At 63.6% G+C, this 15,000-nt stretch carries 12 protein-coding genes; 9 read left to right on the top strand and 3 right to left on the bottom strand.

Annotated features, from left to right (window positions below):
- The first annotated feature begins 72 nt into the window (after window positions 1-72).
- On the top strand, window positions 73-1,194 hold the full coding sequence (locus F7R11_RS11265; RefSeq protein ID WP_064803574.1) for a hypothetical protein: 1,122 nt from the start codon (window positions 73-75) through the stop codon (window positions 1,192-1,194).
- 77 nt (window positions 1,195-1,271) lie between these two features.
- On the opposite strand, the gene F7R11_RS11260 is transcribed toward F7R11_RS11265, so the two are convergent.
- From F7R11_RS11260 to map, 3 genes are all read right to left on the bottom strand, one after another.
- Window positions 1,272-3,098, bottom strand: a complete 1,827-nt coding sequence (locus F7R11_RS11260; RefSeq protein ID WP_064803572.1) for a pseudouridine synthase — start codon at window positions 3,096-3,098, stop codon at window positions 1,272-1,274.
- Window positions 3,099-3,123: 25 nt separating this feature from the next.
- A complete protein-coding gene (locus F7R11_RS11255) occupies window positions 3,124-5,721 on the bottom strand; it encodes a [protein-PII] uridylyltransferase (RefSeq protein ID WP_064803570.1) in 2,598 nt (865 codons plus the stop codon).
- A 116-nt stretch (window positions 5,722-5,837) separates the two neighbouring features.
- Window positions 5,838-6,662 (bottom strand): type I methionyl aminopeptidase, encoded by an 825-nt coding sequence (map, locus tag F7R11_RS11250; protein WP_021194375.1) that lies wholly within the window; start codon window positions 6,660-6,662, stop codon window positions 5,838-5,840.
- A gap of 305 nt (window positions 6,663-6,967) precedes the next feature.
- Between map and rpsB the strand changes: the two genes are divergently transcribed.
- From rpsB to rseP, 8 genes are all read left to right on the top strand, one after another.
- Complete coding sequence (gene rpsB / locus F7R11_RS11245) at window positions 6,968-7,711, top strand: 30S ribosomal protein S2 (protein WP_021194376.1); 744 nt, start codon at window positions 6,968-6,970, stop codon at window positions 7,709-7,711.
- A gap of 273 nt (window positions 7,712-7,984) precedes the next feature.
- The gene (gene tsf / locus F7R11_RS11240) at window positions 7,985-8,875 is read left to right on the top strand and encodes a translation elongation factor Ts (RefSeq protein ID WP_064803568.1); all 891 of its coding nucleotides are present in this window, start codon (window positions 7,985-7,987) and stop codon (window positions 8,873-8,875) included.
- Between the two features lie 284 nt (window positions 8,876-9,159).
- Window positions 9,160-9,870: a UMP kinase gene (pyrH, locus tag F7R11_RS11235; RefSeq protein WP_009238238.1), complete on the top strand. Its 711-nt coding sequence runs from the start codon at window positions 9,160-9,162 to the stop codon at window positions 9,868-9,870.
- Between the two features lie 177 nt (window positions 9,871-10,047).
- A complete protein-coding gene (gene frr / locus F7R11_RS11230) occupies window positions 10,048-10,608 on the top strand; it encodes a ribosome recycling factor (RefSeq protein ID WP_021194378.1) in 561 nt (186 codons plus the stop codon).
- A gap of 52 nt (window positions 10,609-10,660) precedes the next feature.
- A complete protein-coding gene (uppS, locus tag F7R11_RS11225) occupies window positions 10,661-11,437 on the top strand; it encodes a polyprenyl diphosphate synthase (protein WP_064803566.1) in 777 nt (258 codons plus the stop codon).
- Window positions 11,438-11,440: 3 nt separating this feature from the next.
- Window positions 11,441-12,259: a phosphatidate cytidylyltransferase gene (locus tag F7R11_RS11220; RefSeq protein ID WP_064803564.1), complete on the top strand. Its 819-nt coding sequence runs from the start codon at window positions 11,441-11,443 to the stop codon at window positions 12,257-12,259.
- Window positions 12,260-12,273: 14 nt separating this feature from the next.
- The gene (ispC, locus tag F7R11_RS11215; RefSeq protein WP_064803562.1) at window positions 12,274-13,464 is read left to right on the top strand and encodes a 1-deoxy-D-xylulose-5-phosphate reductoisomerase; all 1,191 of its coding nucleotides are present in this window, start codon (window positions 12,274-12,276) and stop codon (window positions 13,462-13,464) included.
- Between the two features lie 88 nt (window positions 13,465-13,552).
- Window positions 13,553-14,941, top strand: a complete 1,389-nt coding sequence (rseP, locus tag F7R11_RS11210; protein WP_064803560.1) for an RIP metalloprotease RseP — start codon at window positions 13,553-13,555, stop codon at window positions 14,939-14,941.
- Window positions 14,942-15,000 lie beyond the last annotated feature (59 nt).

Below are 15,000 nucleotides of genomic sequence, written 5' to 3'. Positions count from 1 at the left end.
TCGTGACTGTGGGAGCGCCGCACCCGTCCGTGGGGGCGGGTGGGTGCATTTTTCATCCACGACGGAGATGATATGAAGCGTGATGGTTTGAAGGGGTGGCGCCGGCTGGCGCTTGGGATGGCCGCGGTGGCCTTGCTTGGATTGGCGGCGTGCGCCGGTCCGCAGGCGACGGACACGGCCGCCGCACCGGTTGCTGAGAAGCCTCAGGGCCCGGTCTGGCAACGCGTGCATCTGGGCAGCGATGCCGCTGCCTACGACTTCCCGGTCTACGCCAACCATCCGCTCAATGGCGACCTGAGCGGCATCCGCGAAGTCGTGCTCGTGCAGCATGGTCTGCAGCGCAACGGCAACGACTACTACAAAGCTGGTGTTGATCTGCTCGCGGCGAGCGGCCGCAATCCCGATGAAGTCCTGCTGATTGCCCCGAATTTTCCCGGTGAGCCGGATGCGGGCAAGGGCTTCGACGGTATGCCGGTGTGGTCGGTGGACGGCTGGATCGGCGGTTTCAATGCGACCAATGCGCCGTACACCGAGCTGAGCTCGCTAAAGGTGCTGGACGACCTGATCAGCTACGTGACCGACCCGGCGCGCGCCCCCAACGTCAAACGCGTGACGGTGGCTGGCCACTCGGGCGGCGGCCAGATCGTGCAGCGCTACGCCGTGCTTAACAACGTGGACGAGGGCATCCGCAAGCGGGGCATCGACCTGAACTACGTCATCGCCAATCCGTCGTCGTATCTGTACTTCACGCCGGACCGGCCGCAGGGCAAGGGCTTCGCCCGCTACAGCACCCGCACCTGCCCAGACTACGATCACTACAAGTACGGCATGGTCGACATGGTTCCGTATGCGGCCGGCAAGAGTGGCAAGGTGTTGTTCAGCCGCTATGCACAGCGCCACGTGACGTATCTGGTTGGCACGAGCGACAACGACCCGAACCACCGCGTGCTCGACAAGACCTGCGGTGCCGAAGCCGAAGGCCCGACGCGACTGGACCGCGCCCGCAACTACTGGCGCTACGAGCGTCACTTGGCCGGCCCGCGCAAGCGCATCAATCACCAGTCGCACGAGGTGATCGGCGTGGGGCATGATCAGGCGAAGATGTTCGGCTCGCGTTGCGGTGCGCAGGCCGTGTTCGGCACGCCGGCATCGGCCAACACCACCGGTGCAGCCTGTCAGGCGCCGCAGCGTTGATCTAGCTGCAGCGGCCATAAAAAAACCGGTCAGCGCATTGTGCGTTGACCGGTTTTTTATTTGGGGCAGCGCGTGCCTTAGAACTTCTCGAACGGCCCCAGGAAGCGCCACTGGCCGACCGGCAGGTCGCCCAGCACGATGCGGCCCATGCGGATGCGCTTGAGGCCAACCACCTCCAGACCCACCTGTTCGCACATGCGGCGGATCTGGCGCTTCTTGCCTTCGCGCAGCACGAAGCGCAACTGCTCCTCGTTCTGCCAGCTCACCTTTGCGGGCTTGAGCTCTTCGTCATCGAGCCACAGGCCAAAGCGCAGCTTTTCCAGCAACTCTTCCGGGAAGACCTTGGAGATGTCGTGCTCCACCGGACCTTCCGGTGAATTCCACACCACGCGCACCAGGTACTCCTTCTCGACCGTTGAATCCTCGCCGATCAGGTGGCGCGCCACGCGGCCGTCCTGCGTCAGCACGAGCAGGCCCGTGGAGTCGATATCGAGGCGGCCGGCCGGAGCCAGCGCCTTGCGTTGCCACGGTGCGAAGCGCTTGCGTGTGGGGTCTTCTTCCCACTGGTTTTCCGGCACGAACAGCGCGGCAGCCGGCTGGTAACCGTCTTCCGCCTGGCCAGACACATAACCGACCGGCTTGTGCAGCAGCACGGTCACACGTTCGCCTTGCTCGGAACGAGCCGACTGATGGATTTCGATGATCGCATCCGGCTTCACACGCGAACCCAACTCGGTGACGGGCTCGCCGTCCACTAGCACCCAGCCACGTGGGATCCACTCATCGGCCTCGCGGCGTGAGCACAGGCCCAGCTCGGACATGCGCTTGGACAGGCGGACCAGTCCGCTCTCGTCGGCTTGCGGGGCTTGGCGTGGTGCCTCTTGCTCGGTGCGGCGGGGGGCGCGCTCTTCACGCTCCGGACGTTGCGAACGCTCTTCAAAGCGACGCGGCGGACGGTCGTTGTCAAAACGGCGCGGGGGGCGGTCGTCGCCATAGTGACGCGGCGGCCGTTGGTCGTCGTCGAATCGACGGGGCGGGCGCTCATCGTCAAAGCGACGCGGTGGTCGCTGGTCGCCATCACGACGCTGAGCGCGTTGATCGTCGCCATAACGACGCGGGCGCTCGTCATCGAAGCGTCGTGGCGGACGGTCTTCGAAGCGACGCGGCGGGCGCTCGTCGTCAGGGCGACGGGGCGGACGTTGATCGTCGTTGAACCGGCGCGGCGGGCGCTCGTCGTCAAACCGGCGCGGTGGGCGTTCATCGTCAAACCGGCGTGGCGGGCGTTCATCGTCAAACCGGCGTGGCGGGCGATCTTCGAAACGACGCGGTGGACGCTCGTCGTCAAACCGACGGGGCGGACGTTGTTCGTCGTTGAACCTGCGCGGCGGGCGTTCGTCATCAAACCGGCGCGGCGGGCGATCTTCGAAGCGACGCGGCGGACGCTCGTCATCGGAGCGACGTGGCGGACGTTGATCGTCGCTGAACCGGCGCGGTGGGCGATCTTCGAAACGGCGCGGTGGCCGCCTGTCATCGGAGCGACGCGGCGGGCGCTGGTCGTCGCCAAACTTGCGCGGCGGACGTTCGTCGTCAAACCGGCGCGGCGGGCGATCGCTTTGCGCGCGACGCGGCGGTTGGCCGCTGTCGTTGTTGCTGTCGCGGCGCGGTGGGCGCGGTTTGCGCTCACCCTCGGCCGGCTCGGGGCGACGTTGCGACGGGCGCAGCGGCAGGCGGTCGCGGTTCAGGTCGGACGCACGCAGCGGCTTGCCGGTGGCGCGTACCGCGTTGCCTTCATCGTCGCGGCGCACGCCGAGCGTGGTGCGCTTGCCCGGGCGGGTGGCACGTTGGGTCGGGTCGCTGCGGCGCTTGTCGTCGTCGCCCGGGAAATCGTCAGAATCGGTAGTCATGAATCAAGACCGGTAAGGCTGGCGCTCAGATGGCGAGCGCATCAAGCAGCTCGCTTTCCAGCGCGAGCTGCAGTTTGGTGTCCTGGGTCAGGCGTGCGCCGTCGACCAGGAAAATATCTTCCACGCGTTCGCCCAGCGTGTTGATGCGCGCGGTGTGCACCGATACGCGATGGTGGGCGAGCACGCGGGCAATGGCATACAGCAGGCCGGTGCGGTCTGTGGCCGAGATGGACAGCAGGTAGTACTGCCCACGCTCATCCGGGCGCAGATCGACGCGCGGCTTGATCGGGAAGCTGCGCGACTGCCGCGAGATACGTCCGCGTGGCGGTTCGGGCAGGGCGGTTTCGCGCGAGATCTGCTCAGCCAGTTCGTGCTCGACCAGCGTGATGATGTCGCGGTAATGGCCGGGCTCCACCAGGCCGGTGCCCGTGTCGGCCACCTGGAAGGTGTCGAGCGCGTAGCCGTGCTTGGTGGTGTGGATCTTGGCATCGAGAATCGTCAGGCTCTTGCGCTCGAAGTAGCCGCAGATGCGTGCGAACAGGTCGGGCCGGTCGGGCGAGTACACCGCCACCTGCAACCCTTCGCCCACCGGTGAGATGCGGGCCCGCACGATCGGGATGGTTGTGTCGATTCGGTGATGGAAATGCCGCGTGAACCAAGCGATGTCGCTTGCGCCATGGCGCAGGAACACGCCCACGTCGAGCTGTTTCCACAGGGCGTCGTACGCGGTGTCTTCCACCGTGGCCAGGCGCAGGAGGGCGCGCGCGCGTTCCTTGCGACCCTCAAGTACGGCGTGCGGGTCGGTGGTTGCACCGCCCAGCGCACGCAGCGTCATGCGATACAGGTCTTCAAGCAGCTTGCCCTTCCACGCATTCCACACCTTGGGGCTGGTGCCGCGAATGTCCGCCACCGTCAGTAGATACAGGGCGGTCAGGCGCCGCTCATTGCCTACCAGATCGGCAAAGCGGCGAATCACATCGGGGTCGCCCACGTCCTGCTTCTGTGCCACCTGGCTCATGGTCAGGTGATGCTCGACCAGCCAGACGATCAGGTCGCTGTCTTCCTTGGCGAGGCCGTGGTCCTTGCAGAAGCGTCGCGCATCGGTCATGCCGAGCACGGAATGGTCGCCGCCGCGTCCCTTGGCGATGTCGTGAAACAGCGCAGCGATGGTCAGTACCCACGGCTTGTCGAAGTTCGCCATCAACTGGCTGCAGAACGGGAACTCGTGCGTGTGCTCGACGATGGCGAAGCGGCGGATGTTGCGTACCACCATCAGGATGTGCTGATCCACCGTGTAGACGTGGAACAGGTCGTGCTGCATCTGCCCGACGATGCGCCGGAAGTTGAGCAGGTAGCGCCCCAGCACGCTCGTCTGGTTCATCAGGCGCAGCGCGTGGGTGATGCCCTGCGGTTGCTGCAGGATCTCCAGGAACAGTGCGCGGTTGGCCGGGTCCTTGCGCCACTTCACATCCATCAGCGTGCGGGCGTTGTAGAGCGCGCGCAGGGTATTGGCGGACAGCCCCTTGATGCCGCGCACCTGCTCGTACAGCAGGAAGGTCTCCAGGATGGCCGTCGGCTCGCGCTGATACAGGTCGGGGTCGGCAATTTCCAGCATCCCCTGCCGCTCGACAAAGCGCTCGTTGATCTTGCGCGTGATGCCAAGCTCGGTCGGGAACAGGCGTGCCTCGATGTTCTGCAGCACCACCGTGTTGAGCTGCGTGACCGCCTTGGCCGCCCAGTAGTAGCGGCGCATGATCTGCTCGCTGGCGCGCTTGGCGGTGGTCGAGCGGTAGCCGAAGGCCTCGGCCAGCTGTGTTTGCAGATCGAAGACGAGCACGTCCTGGCGGCGTCCTGCCAGCATGTGCAGGCGCGCACGGATGGTCTTGAGCAGGCGCTCGTTACTTGCCAGTTCCTGCGCTTCACGGCGCGAAAGCAGCCCGTTGGCAAGCAGCTCGTTCCAGCTCGACCCGAAGCCCGCCGCCCGCGTCATCCACAGAATCACCTGCAGATCGCGCAGGCCTCCAGGGCTTTCCTTGCAGTTTGGCTCGAGCGAGTAGGGTGTGTCTTGGTACTTGGCGTGCCGCTGGCGCATTTCCAGCAGCTTGGACTGGAAGAAGTCGGTGGCATCCAGGTGGCCCTGGTAGTGCGTCTCGAACGTGCGGTACAGGCCCTCGTCGCCCGTCAGCAGGCGCGCTTCCAGCAGCGACGTCTGTACCGTCACATCCTGTGTGGCTTCGTGGATGCATTCGTCCACAGTGCGCACCGATGAGCCGATATCTAGTCCCATGTCCCAGCACCGGCCAATAAATGCCTCCAGGTGTGCCTGGAGAGACGCGTCGGGCGCCTGGTCTGCGGCATGCGGCAGCAGCAGGAGAATGTCGACGTCGGAGTGCGGGAACAGCTCGCCGCGCCCGTAACCGCCCACCGCAATCAGCGCGCAATCGGCAGGCATCTGTTCGTCCTGCCAGAGCTGCACTAAAGCGTGGTCCACTGCGCGGGCCAACTTGGTCACCAGTTGGTGCACGTTGGCGTGCTGATCGAACTGCGCAAACAAGTGCGTACGTTCGGCCTTCAGGGTGTCGCGCGGTGAAATCTCGGGGTTGACGGCAGCGGCGGTATGCATGAATGGAGCGTGAATGAAACAACGACCGGAGGAAATGTCCGGTCGCTGCAAGAGTCGGGCCGACGCTGGGCCGGCCGCTGCGGTGCGCTCGTGGGTGGGCGCACCGCTTGGTTCAATCAGGCCGTAGCCGGCGTACCTTCGTGCACGAAATCCGGTGGCGGTGGCGTCAGTGCCGATACGGTCAGCACTTCATAGCCGGTTTCCGTCACCAGCAGGGTGTGCTCCCATTGGGCCGACAGACTGCGGTCACGCGTCTTGACGGTCCACTGGTCGGGCATCGTACGGATGTCGCGCTTGCCCGCGTTGATCATGGGTTCGATCGTGAAGATCATGCCGGCCTTCAGTTCCATGCCAGTGCCCGGACGGCCGTAGTGCAGGATCTGCGGGTCCGCATGGAACACCTTGCCGATGCCGTGGCCGCAATATTCACGCACCACGCTGTAGCCGGCGGCTTCGGCGTGCTGCTGGATCACGTGGCCAATGTCGCCCAGGCGCGCACCCGGGCGCACGGCGGCAATGCCCTTCCACATGCACTCGAACGTCACCTGCGTCAGACGCTTGGCCAGGATCGAGCCCTCACCGACGATGAAGGTGCGGCTGGTGTCGCCGTAATAGCCTTCCTTGGTGATGACGGTGATGTCCAGGTTGACGATGTCACCGTTCTTGAGCACCTTGTCGGTCGGAATACCGTGGCAGATCACGTCGTTGACCGACGTGCAGATCGAGGCGGGGAAGGGGGGGTAGCCTGGCGGCGCATAGTTGAGGGGCGCCGGCACAGTGCCTTGCACGTCACGCATGTAGGCATGGCACAACTCGTTCAGCTTGCCCGTGGTCACCCCCGGTTTGACGAACGGGGTGATGTAATCCAGGACTTCGGACGCAAGCCGGCAGGCCACGCGCATGTGCGCAATGTCTTCGGCGGTGTGAATGGTAACGGCCATGCTGTGACTTTTTCTGCATGTGGGCGCGCAAGGCGCCACGATGTATCTAAAGCATGAATTATCGCACCAAAGCGGCCCGGACGGGGTTTTTGGGCATCCGGCGCTGGTCTCGGTCCGTCCTGCGTCAATGCTCGGAAGGTCTTGAGTTGATTGGGTTTTTGGGGCTATAATCGCTGGCTGAGCAGATTGCCGGCCATGTGGCTGGTGTTGCTTGAAATCGCGAGCCGCTTCACCGCGGGTGTCCGTCGTATCGCATGCGAGGGATGTCTGAGGCGGCTTTAGACCTAACCCGACTGGAGAATTTCATGTCCGTAACCATGCGCGAAATGCTGGAAGCCGGTGTCCACTTTGGCCACCAAACCCGCTTCTGGAACCCGAAGATGGCCCCCTTCATTTTCGGCCATCGCAACAAGATTCACATCATTAACCTGGAAAAGACGCTGCCGATGTACCTGGACGCACTGAAGTACGTGCGCCAACTGGCAGCCAACCGGGGCACCATCATGTTCGTCGGTACGAAGCGTCAGTCGCGCGAGATCCTGGCTGAGGAAGCCGCTCGTGCAGGCATGCCGTTCGTCGACAGCCGCTGGCTCGGCGGTATGCTGACCAACTTCAAGACGGTCAAGACCTCGATCAAGCGCCTCAAGGACATGGAAGCCGCCAAGGAAGCTGGCGCGACCGACACCATGAGCAAGAAGGAAGCGCTGATGTTCGAGCGTGAAATGGACAAGCTGACCAAGTCCATCGGTGGTATCAAGGACATGGGCGGCATTCCGGACGCCATCTTCGTGGTGGACGTTGGTTACCACAAGATCGCCGTGACCGAAGCTGCCAAGCTGGGTATTCCGGTGATCGGCGTGGTTGACACGAACCACTCGCCGGAAGGCATTGACTACGTTATCCCGGGTAACGACGACTCGAGCAAGGCTGTTGCACTGTACGTGCGCGGCGTGGCCGACGCGATCTTGGAAGGCCGTGCCAACGCGGTCCAGGAAGTCGTGGAAGCCGCTCGTGGTGGCGACGACTTCGTCGAAGTCCAGGAAGGCTAAATCACAAGAAGGCGCGCGCCCGCCGCATTGCCGAGCGGGAAGTGCGTCAGGCCATATCGATGATGCACTGCAAACGCGCTGCATCAAAGGTGAAAGCCAAACAGGGGCGCGTAACAAACGCCCCTTTTTTTTAATTTGTCATGCGGATGTCCCACGCGCGTCGTATCTCGTGGGGCGGCCGGATGGAAACCGGACGACAGGCCGGCGCGAAGCGAAAACGCAAAGACCGTTTCAGTGCGCGACCGGACGACGATCTGAAACAAGGAGCATGAAATGGCGGCAATTACCGCAAGCATGGTGGCAGAACTGCGCGCGAAGACCGACGCGCCGATGATGGAGTGCAAGAAGGCCCTGACGGAAGCCGAAGGCAACCTGGAAAAGGCTGAAGAAATCCTGCGCGTGAAGCTGGGCAACAAGGCCGGCAAGGCTGCCTCGCGCATCACCGCTGAAGGCGTGGTGGCGGCTGCCGTGGACGGCACCACCGGCGCGCTGGTCGAGATCAACTGCGAAACCGACTTCGTCTCGAAGAACGATTCGTTCCTGGCCTTCGCCAACTCGGTGGCAGCACTGATCGCCAAGAGCAACCCGGCTGACGTCGCCGCTATCGGCGCACTGCCGCTGTCGCAAGACGGCTTCGGCCCCACGGTTGAAGACGTGCGCGTGGGCCTGATCGGCAAGATCGGCGAGAACATGACGATCCGCCGCTTCAAGCGCTACGAAGGCAGCACGCTGACGTCGTACCTGCACGGCGCCCGTATCGGTGTGATGGTGGCGTTCGAGGGTAGCGAAGAGGCAGCCAAGGATGCGGCAATGCAAGTTGCAGCCATGAAGCCGGTGTCGCTGTCGGCAGATGACGTGCCGGCTGATCTGGTCGCAAAGGAGCGCAGTGTTGCTGAGCAGAAGGCTGCTGAATCGGGCAAGCCGGCTGAAATCGTTGCCAAGATGGTGGAAGGCAGCGTGCAAAAGTACCTGAAGGAAGTTTCGCTGCTGAACCAGCCGTTCGTGAAGAACGACAAGCAGACCGTTGAGCAGATGCTCAAGGCTGCCAACACGACCGTGAAGGCATTCACGCTGTTCGTGGTGGGCGAAGGCATCGAGAAGAAGCAAGACGACTTTGCTGCTGAAGTGGCCGCCCAAGTGGCTGCTGCAAAGCAACAGGCGTAATGCTGCAGCGATTGCTTTCGATGGAACGGAGATCCGCCCGCCGGCGCAGGCCGGCAGGGCAACTTTTCTCCATCGGCGCGATCGTATAATGCCGAGCAAACAGGGCACCGCAAGGTGCCCTGTTTGTAGGTGCAGCCTGCTTGCGCGGGCATCGTTTGGCTGAACTGAGCCCAGACGGCTTCCGCGCAAGAAGGTTGCGAGATGAGCGAAGCCCCGCTTCGTCTGTCGCAGCTGTCATTCCCCCTTTCCTGTCTCCTGTACCAGGAATCGTCAAGAGGATCTCCATGCCTGCCTACAAGCGCGTTCTACTCAAACTTTCCGGCGAAGCCCTGATGGGCGATGATGCCTTCGGCATCAACCGCAGCACCATCGAGGGGATGGTCAACGACATCGCCGAAATCGTGAAGCTGGGCGTGCAGGTGGCGGTGGTGATCGGCGGCGGCAACATCTTCCGCGGTGTCGCGGGCGGTGCGGCCGGCATGGATCGCGCCACGGCCGATTACATGGGCATGCTGGCCACGATGATGAACGCACTGGCCCTGCAGGATGCCATGCGCCACGCCAACCTCGAAGGCCGCGTGCAATCTGCGCTGCGCCTGGACCAGGTGGTTGAGCCGTACATCCGCCCCCGTGCGATTCGCCAGCTGGAAGAGGGCAAGATCGTGATCTTCGCGGCCGGCACGGGCAACCCGTTCTTCACCACCGACACTGCAGCGGCGCTGCGCGGCTCGGAAATCGGTGCCGAGATCGTTCTCAAGGCCACCAAGGTTGACGGCGTTTACACCGCTGACCCGAAGAAGGACCCGAGCGCCACCCGCTACACCACCATCACGTTCGACGAGGCCATCTCGCGCAACCTGCAGGTGATGGATGCAACCGCTTTTGCGCTGTGCCGCGACCAGAAGCTGCCGATCAAGGTGTTCTCGATCCAGAAGCCGGGCGCGCTCAAGCGTGTGATTCTGGGTGAAGACGAAGGCACGCTGGTGCACGTCTGAGGCAGGTAGCCTAGCTGCCTTGTCAGCGCCTTTTTTACCGCTCGCTGACCCCGTGTAAATGGCGTTGGCGAGCGGCTTCCATGTAAAATCGCCTATTGTCTTTTTGGTCTTGCCGGTGCCCTGTGTCGAATTCCGGGGCGTATGTCCGGCAGACCGCCGTTATCGTTCGGAGGAAGTATGAGCGTCGCCGATGTTAAGAAGAATGCCGAGCAGAAGATGCAGAAGTCGATCGAGGCTCTCAGGACGGATCTGGCCAAGATCCGTACTGGCCGTGCCCACACCGGTCTGCTCGATCACGTGCAAGTCGACTACTACGGCTCGATGGTGCCGATCAGCCAAGTCGCCAACGTGACGCTGGTGGACGCGCGCACGATCGGCGTGCAACCGTGGGAAAAGAAGATGGTGCAAGCCGTCGAGAAGGCCATCCGTGAGGCGGATCTGGGCCTGAACCCCGCCACCATGGGGGACATCATCCGCGTCCCGACGCCCGCGTTGACCGAAGAGCGCCGCAAGGAACTGACCAAGGTCGTCAAGGGCGAAGGCGAAGACGCCAAGGTCGCCGTGCGCAACCTGCGCCGCGATGCGAACGAACAGCTCAAGAAGCTGGTCAAGGACAAGGCCATCTCGGAAGACGACGAGCGTCGCGGTGGCGACGACGTGCAGAAACTGACCGACAAGTTCGTCGCCGAGATCGACAAGCTGGTTGCCGAGAAAGACAAGGAAATCATGACGGTGTAAGGCCGTCTCCCAAGGCCGGCGCGTTGAGTGCCGGTTGCGGGAAGCCCGATTCATGCATATTAGTTCCACACAGGCGGTGCCGGACACCGCTGATACCCCGCGCCACGTTGCCGTCATCATGGATGGCAACGGCCGTTGGGCCACCGAGCGCCATTTGCCGCGCGTGGCGGGGCACAGCCGTGGCCTCGATGCCGTGCGCGCAACGGTTGAAGCTGCGGCGCGCCGAGGTGTCGGTTATCTGACACTGTTCGCCTTCAGTTCTGAGAACTGGCGCCGCCCGGCTGAAGAAGTCACCTTCCTGATGAAGCTGTTCATGACAGCGCTGCGCCGCGAGGTGAGCAAGCTGCATGCGAATGGCATCCGCTTGCGCGTGGTGGGTGACCTGTCGGCGTTCAGCCCGCGCATTCAATTGCTGATCCGCGAGGCGGAGGCCAAGACGGCTGCCAATCCAGGCCTGACGGTCACCATCCTCGCCAACTACGGCGGCCGGTGGGACATCCTCCAGGCCATGCGGGCATTGATGGTGGCGCAGCCGGGCATCGCGCCCGAGGCCATCACGGAAGACGTTCTGGCGCCGTACATGGCGCTGGCCTATGCGCCCGAGCCAGACCTGTTTATCCGCACTGGCGGCGAACAGCGCATCAGCAACTTCCTGCTCTGGCAGCTTGCGTATTCGGAGCTGTATTTCACGGATCGCTACTGGCCCGATTTCGATGCCGCAGAACTGGATCGTGCCTTCGCCTGGTATCGCAATCGCGAGCGCCGCTTTGGCCGCACCAGTGCGCAGCTTGAGCCCGGCGTTCCCCCCGCGCTATCTGCCGGAGCCTGACACATGCTGCTGACTCGCGTCATTACCGCCGTCTGCCTGCTGATTGTCATCCTGCCCATTCTGTTCTTCGCACCGCCAGCCGGCCTTGCCGGGCTGGTGACAGTGTTTGCCGTGTTGGCGGCCTGGGAGTGGGGGCGGCTCGTGCGTTTGCCGGGCTGGTGGGGGCCAATGCTGTATGCGGTGGTCGTGGTTGTGCTGACAATCGCCTGGCACGACATCCCTGTGCGTGGCAATGTGCGGCCGCTGTTCCATGGCGCGGTGATCGCGTGGGTGGTCGCCTGGGGCCTGCTGGCTGGCGGCGTGCGTGAGCTGCAAGGTACGCGCAAGGTCGTCTTCACGTTGTTGGGCTTGGTGATGTTGCCGGCGTTCGTGCATGCAGCCATCGCACTGCGTGCACAGGGAATTGCTTTCCTGCTCTCCGTCGCGGTGCTCGTATGGGCGGCCGATGTGGGTGCCTATTTCGTTGGCAAGGCCATTGGCCGGCGCAAGCTGGCGCCGACCATCAGTCCCGGCAAGTCATGGGAAGGTGCGATTGGTGGGGCCGTGCTCGTGGCAATCATCGCGACAGTGGCGGGCGTTACGCATTGGTTTGCGCCGACGTGGTTCTCGCGCCAGTTCGACCAGAACGGTGCAATCGTCGCCTTGGCGCTGACGATCGTGCTGGTGGCTGCAAGCATTGGCGGCGATTTGTTTGAGTCCCTGCTCAAGCGCCAGGTTGGCATGAAGGACAGCAGCCGGCTGCTGCCTGGCCATGGCGGCGTGCTCGACCGTATCGACGCGCTGTTACCGGTGTTCCCGCTGGCCGCGTTGCTGATCTCCTGAGGCGTCTTCCGAACATGATGCGTTTGACCGTTCTTGGCGCAACCGGCTCCATTGGTGACAGCACGCTCGACGTGGTGCGCAGTCACCCCGACAAGTACCGCGTGTTCGCACTCACCGCCAATGCACAGGCCGACAAGCTTGCGAAGTTATGCCGCGAGTTCCGTCCGCGGATGGCTGTGCTTGGCTCGGCGGCAGCGGCTCAAGCGCTACGTGAGCAGCTTGGCGCTGATGCGGCCGGCATCGATATCCGTTTTGGCACTGAGGCACTGGAAGAGGCTGCCGCGCATCCTGATTGCGATGCTGTCATGGCTGCCATTGTGGGCGCCGCAGGCTTGCGTCCGACGTTGGCCGCCGTACGTGCAGGCAAGCGCGTGTTGCTGGCGAACAAAGAAGCGCTGGTGATGTCCGGCGCGCTCTTCATGGACGCCGTGCGCCAGCATGGCGCCACCGTGCTGCCGATCGATAGCGAGCACAACGCCATTTTTCAGTGTCTGCCGCAGCAGGCCCCCACGTTTGGCCGAGGCGTGTCGCGTATCGTCCTGACCGCCTCGGGCGGCCCATTCCGCACGCGCGCCGTCGACACCCTTGCTGACGTTACGCCCGACCAGGCTTGCGCTCACCCCAACTGGGTCATGGGACGCAAGATCTCGGTCGACTCCGCCACCATGATGAACAAGGGGCTGGAGGTGATCGAGGCGTACTGGCTGTTTGGCGTGCCGGTCGAGCGCCTTGAGGTGCTGATCCATCCGCAGAGCGTGATCCATTCAATGGTCGGCTACGACGATGGCTCGGTGCTGGCGCAGCTCGGTAACCCCGACATGCGTACGCCGATTGCATACGGGCTCGCGTACCCGGAGCGGATTGAGGCCGGTGTGCCGCTGCTGGACTTGGCCGCCACCGGCACGCTGACTTTCGAGGCGCCGGACCTGCGCCGCTTCCCGTGCCTCGCACTCGCATTTGACGCGCTACGCGCCGGTGGCACGGCACCTGCTGTGCTGAATGCGGCCAACGAGGTGGCGGTCGATGCATTTTTGCAGCGCCGCATCCGTTTTACCGATATTGCTGCCGTGGTGGGCGACACGCTGGCGCGTGCTTCCATCGTACCGGCGGACTCGCTCGACACCGTGTTTGCTGCCGATGCGTACGCGCGTGGCGAGGCAGAGCGCTACATTGCGACGGCGTGCGCGCATCTGCCGGCTGCGTGACAAGTGCTCCGTCAGCGCGAGCGGGTAACATAGTAGGCTCGCGCGGGTTGCGCCCGTGCGCGCCCATCAGTGCTTCCGGAGAAGGTTCTTGCAGACCGTTTTAGCGTTTGTTTTTGCGATCGCGGTACTGATCGTCATTCATGAGCTGGGCCACTACAGCGTCGCGCGTTTGTGCGGCGTGAAAGTGCTGCGGTTTTCGGTCGGCTTCGGCAAGGTGCTGTTTCGTCATGTCGGCCGCGGCCCGGACCGCACCGAATGGACCCTCTGCGCCATCCCGCTTGGCGGTTACGTCAAGATGCTGGGCGAGGGCGCGAGGGACCCTGAGAAAGATCCGCCTATCCTGCCCGACGAGCTGCCGCGCACCTTCGATCACCAGCCTGTCTACAAGCGTTTCGCCATCGTGGCCGCAGGCCCCGTCGCCAACTTCCTGCTGGCGATCGTTCTGTATGCAGCGCTGGCGTGGGTTGGGGCCGTCGAGCCGCTGCCCATTCTCGGTGCGCCGCCGCCGGGCAGCATTGCCGCGCAGGCTGATCTGCGCGCGAAAGATCAGGTGATTGCCGTCGGCACCGACGTTGAAGCCCCGAGCCCTGTGCGTAGCTGGAGCGATGTGCGCATGCGCCTGTATTCGGCCGGCATCGGCGGGCATGACGCACTCGTGCAGGTGCGTGGTACCGATGGCTCGGAACGCACGGTTCGCCTGCAGGGCTTGCCGAGCCCCGCACGTACGCCCCAGGCCGACGTGATCGACCAGATTGGTTTGCGGCTGCAGGGCGGTCCGGTCACCATCGTCGGTGTTCTGCCGAACAGTGCTGCTGCCCGTGCCGGGTTGCGTGCTGGCGACCAGATCGTCCGCTTCGCTGGTCAGCCTGCAGACCAGGCGATGGATCTGATCCGCCAGATTCGCGCGATGCCCGAGCAGAACGCCTCGATCGACATTCTGCGTAACGGTGAGCCAATGACGCTGCCGGTTCGCCCCGATGCCGATGTCGATCCGAAGAGCCCGAATGGGGCGAAGATCGGCAAGCTCGGCGCGCAACTCAACCAGAAAGTGGAGACGGCGTTGATGCGTGACGCGCCGGGCGCCGCATTGGTGCACGGATTGCGCCAGGTCTGGCAGACCTCGGTGCTGTCGCTGCAGGTGCTTGGCAAGATGATCGTGGGGCAGGCTTCGCTGCAGAACCTGAGTGGCCCGATCACGGTGGCGGACTTTGCCGGTAAGGCGGCAAGCCTTGGCTGGCAGACGTTTGTAGGTTTTCTCGCGTTGATCAGCGTCAGCCTCGGTGTCCTGAACTTGTTGCCTGTTCCGGTATTGGATGGGGGGCATTTGCTGTATTATTGCGTGGAATTTTTGACAGGCCGACCCGTGCCGGAATCCTGGCAAGCAGTACTCCAAAAGATCGGCGTCGCCTGCATTCTGCTTCTCACTTCGCTCGCCTTGTACAACGATTTGAGTCGGCTGTTTCTGACTCGAGGCTAAACCGCGTTTTTTTGTCGGTAAGCCGCATCGTTGCCCCAAGCGTGAGCGGGCAACCCAAG

Source organism: Ralstonia insidiosa (genome assembly GCF_008801405.1).
GTDB lineage: Bacteria > Pseudomonadota > Gammaproteobacteria > Burkholderiales > Burkholderiaceae > Ralstonia > Ralstonia insidiosa.
Note: the sequence above shows the minus strand (reverse complement) of the source record. Positions and strands in the feature narration are given on the sequence as shown.

Coding starts and splice junctions, on each gene's coding strand:
- tsf (WP_064803568.1), top strand. CDS start 7,985: ATGGCGGCAATTACCGCAAGCATGGTGGCAGAACTGCGCGCGAAGACC.
- F7R11_RS11260 (WP_064803572.1), bottom strand. CDS start 3,098: ATGACTACCGATTCTGACGATTTCCCGGGCGACGACGACAAGCGCCGC.
- F7R11_RS11220 (WP_064803564.1), top strand. CDS start 11,441: ATGCTGCTGACTCGCGTCATTACCGCCGTCTGCCTGCTGATTGTCATC.
- uppS (WP_064803566.1), top strand. CDS start 10,661: ATGCATATTAGTTCCACACAGGCGGTGCCGGACACCGCTGATACCCCG.
- frr (WP_021194378.1), top strand. CDS start 10,048: ATGAGCGTCGCCGATGTTAAGAAGAATGCCGAGCAGAAGATGCAGAAG.
- ispC (WP_064803562.1), top strand. CDS start 12,274: ATGATGCGTTTGACCGTTCTTGGCGCAACCGGCTCCATTGGTGACAGC.
- F7R11_RS11265 (WP_064803574.1), top strand. CDS start 73: ATGAAGCGTGATGGTTTGAAGGGGTGGCGCCGGCTGGCGCTTGGGATG.
- rpsB (WP_021194376.1), top strand. CDS start 6,968: ATGTCCGTAACCATGCGCGAAATGCTGGAAGCCGGTGTCCACTTTGGC.
- pyrH (WP_009238238.1), top strand. CDS start 9,160: ATGCCTGCCTACAAGCGCGTTCTACTCAAACTTTCCGGCGAAGCCCTG.
- map (WP_021194375.1), bottom strand. CDS start 6,662: ATGGCCGTTACCATTCACACCGCCGAAGACATTGCGCACATGCGCGTG.
- F7R11_RS11255 (WP_064803570.1), bottom strand. CDS start 5,721: ATGCATACCGCCGCTGCCGTCAACCCCGAGATTTCACCGCGCGACACC.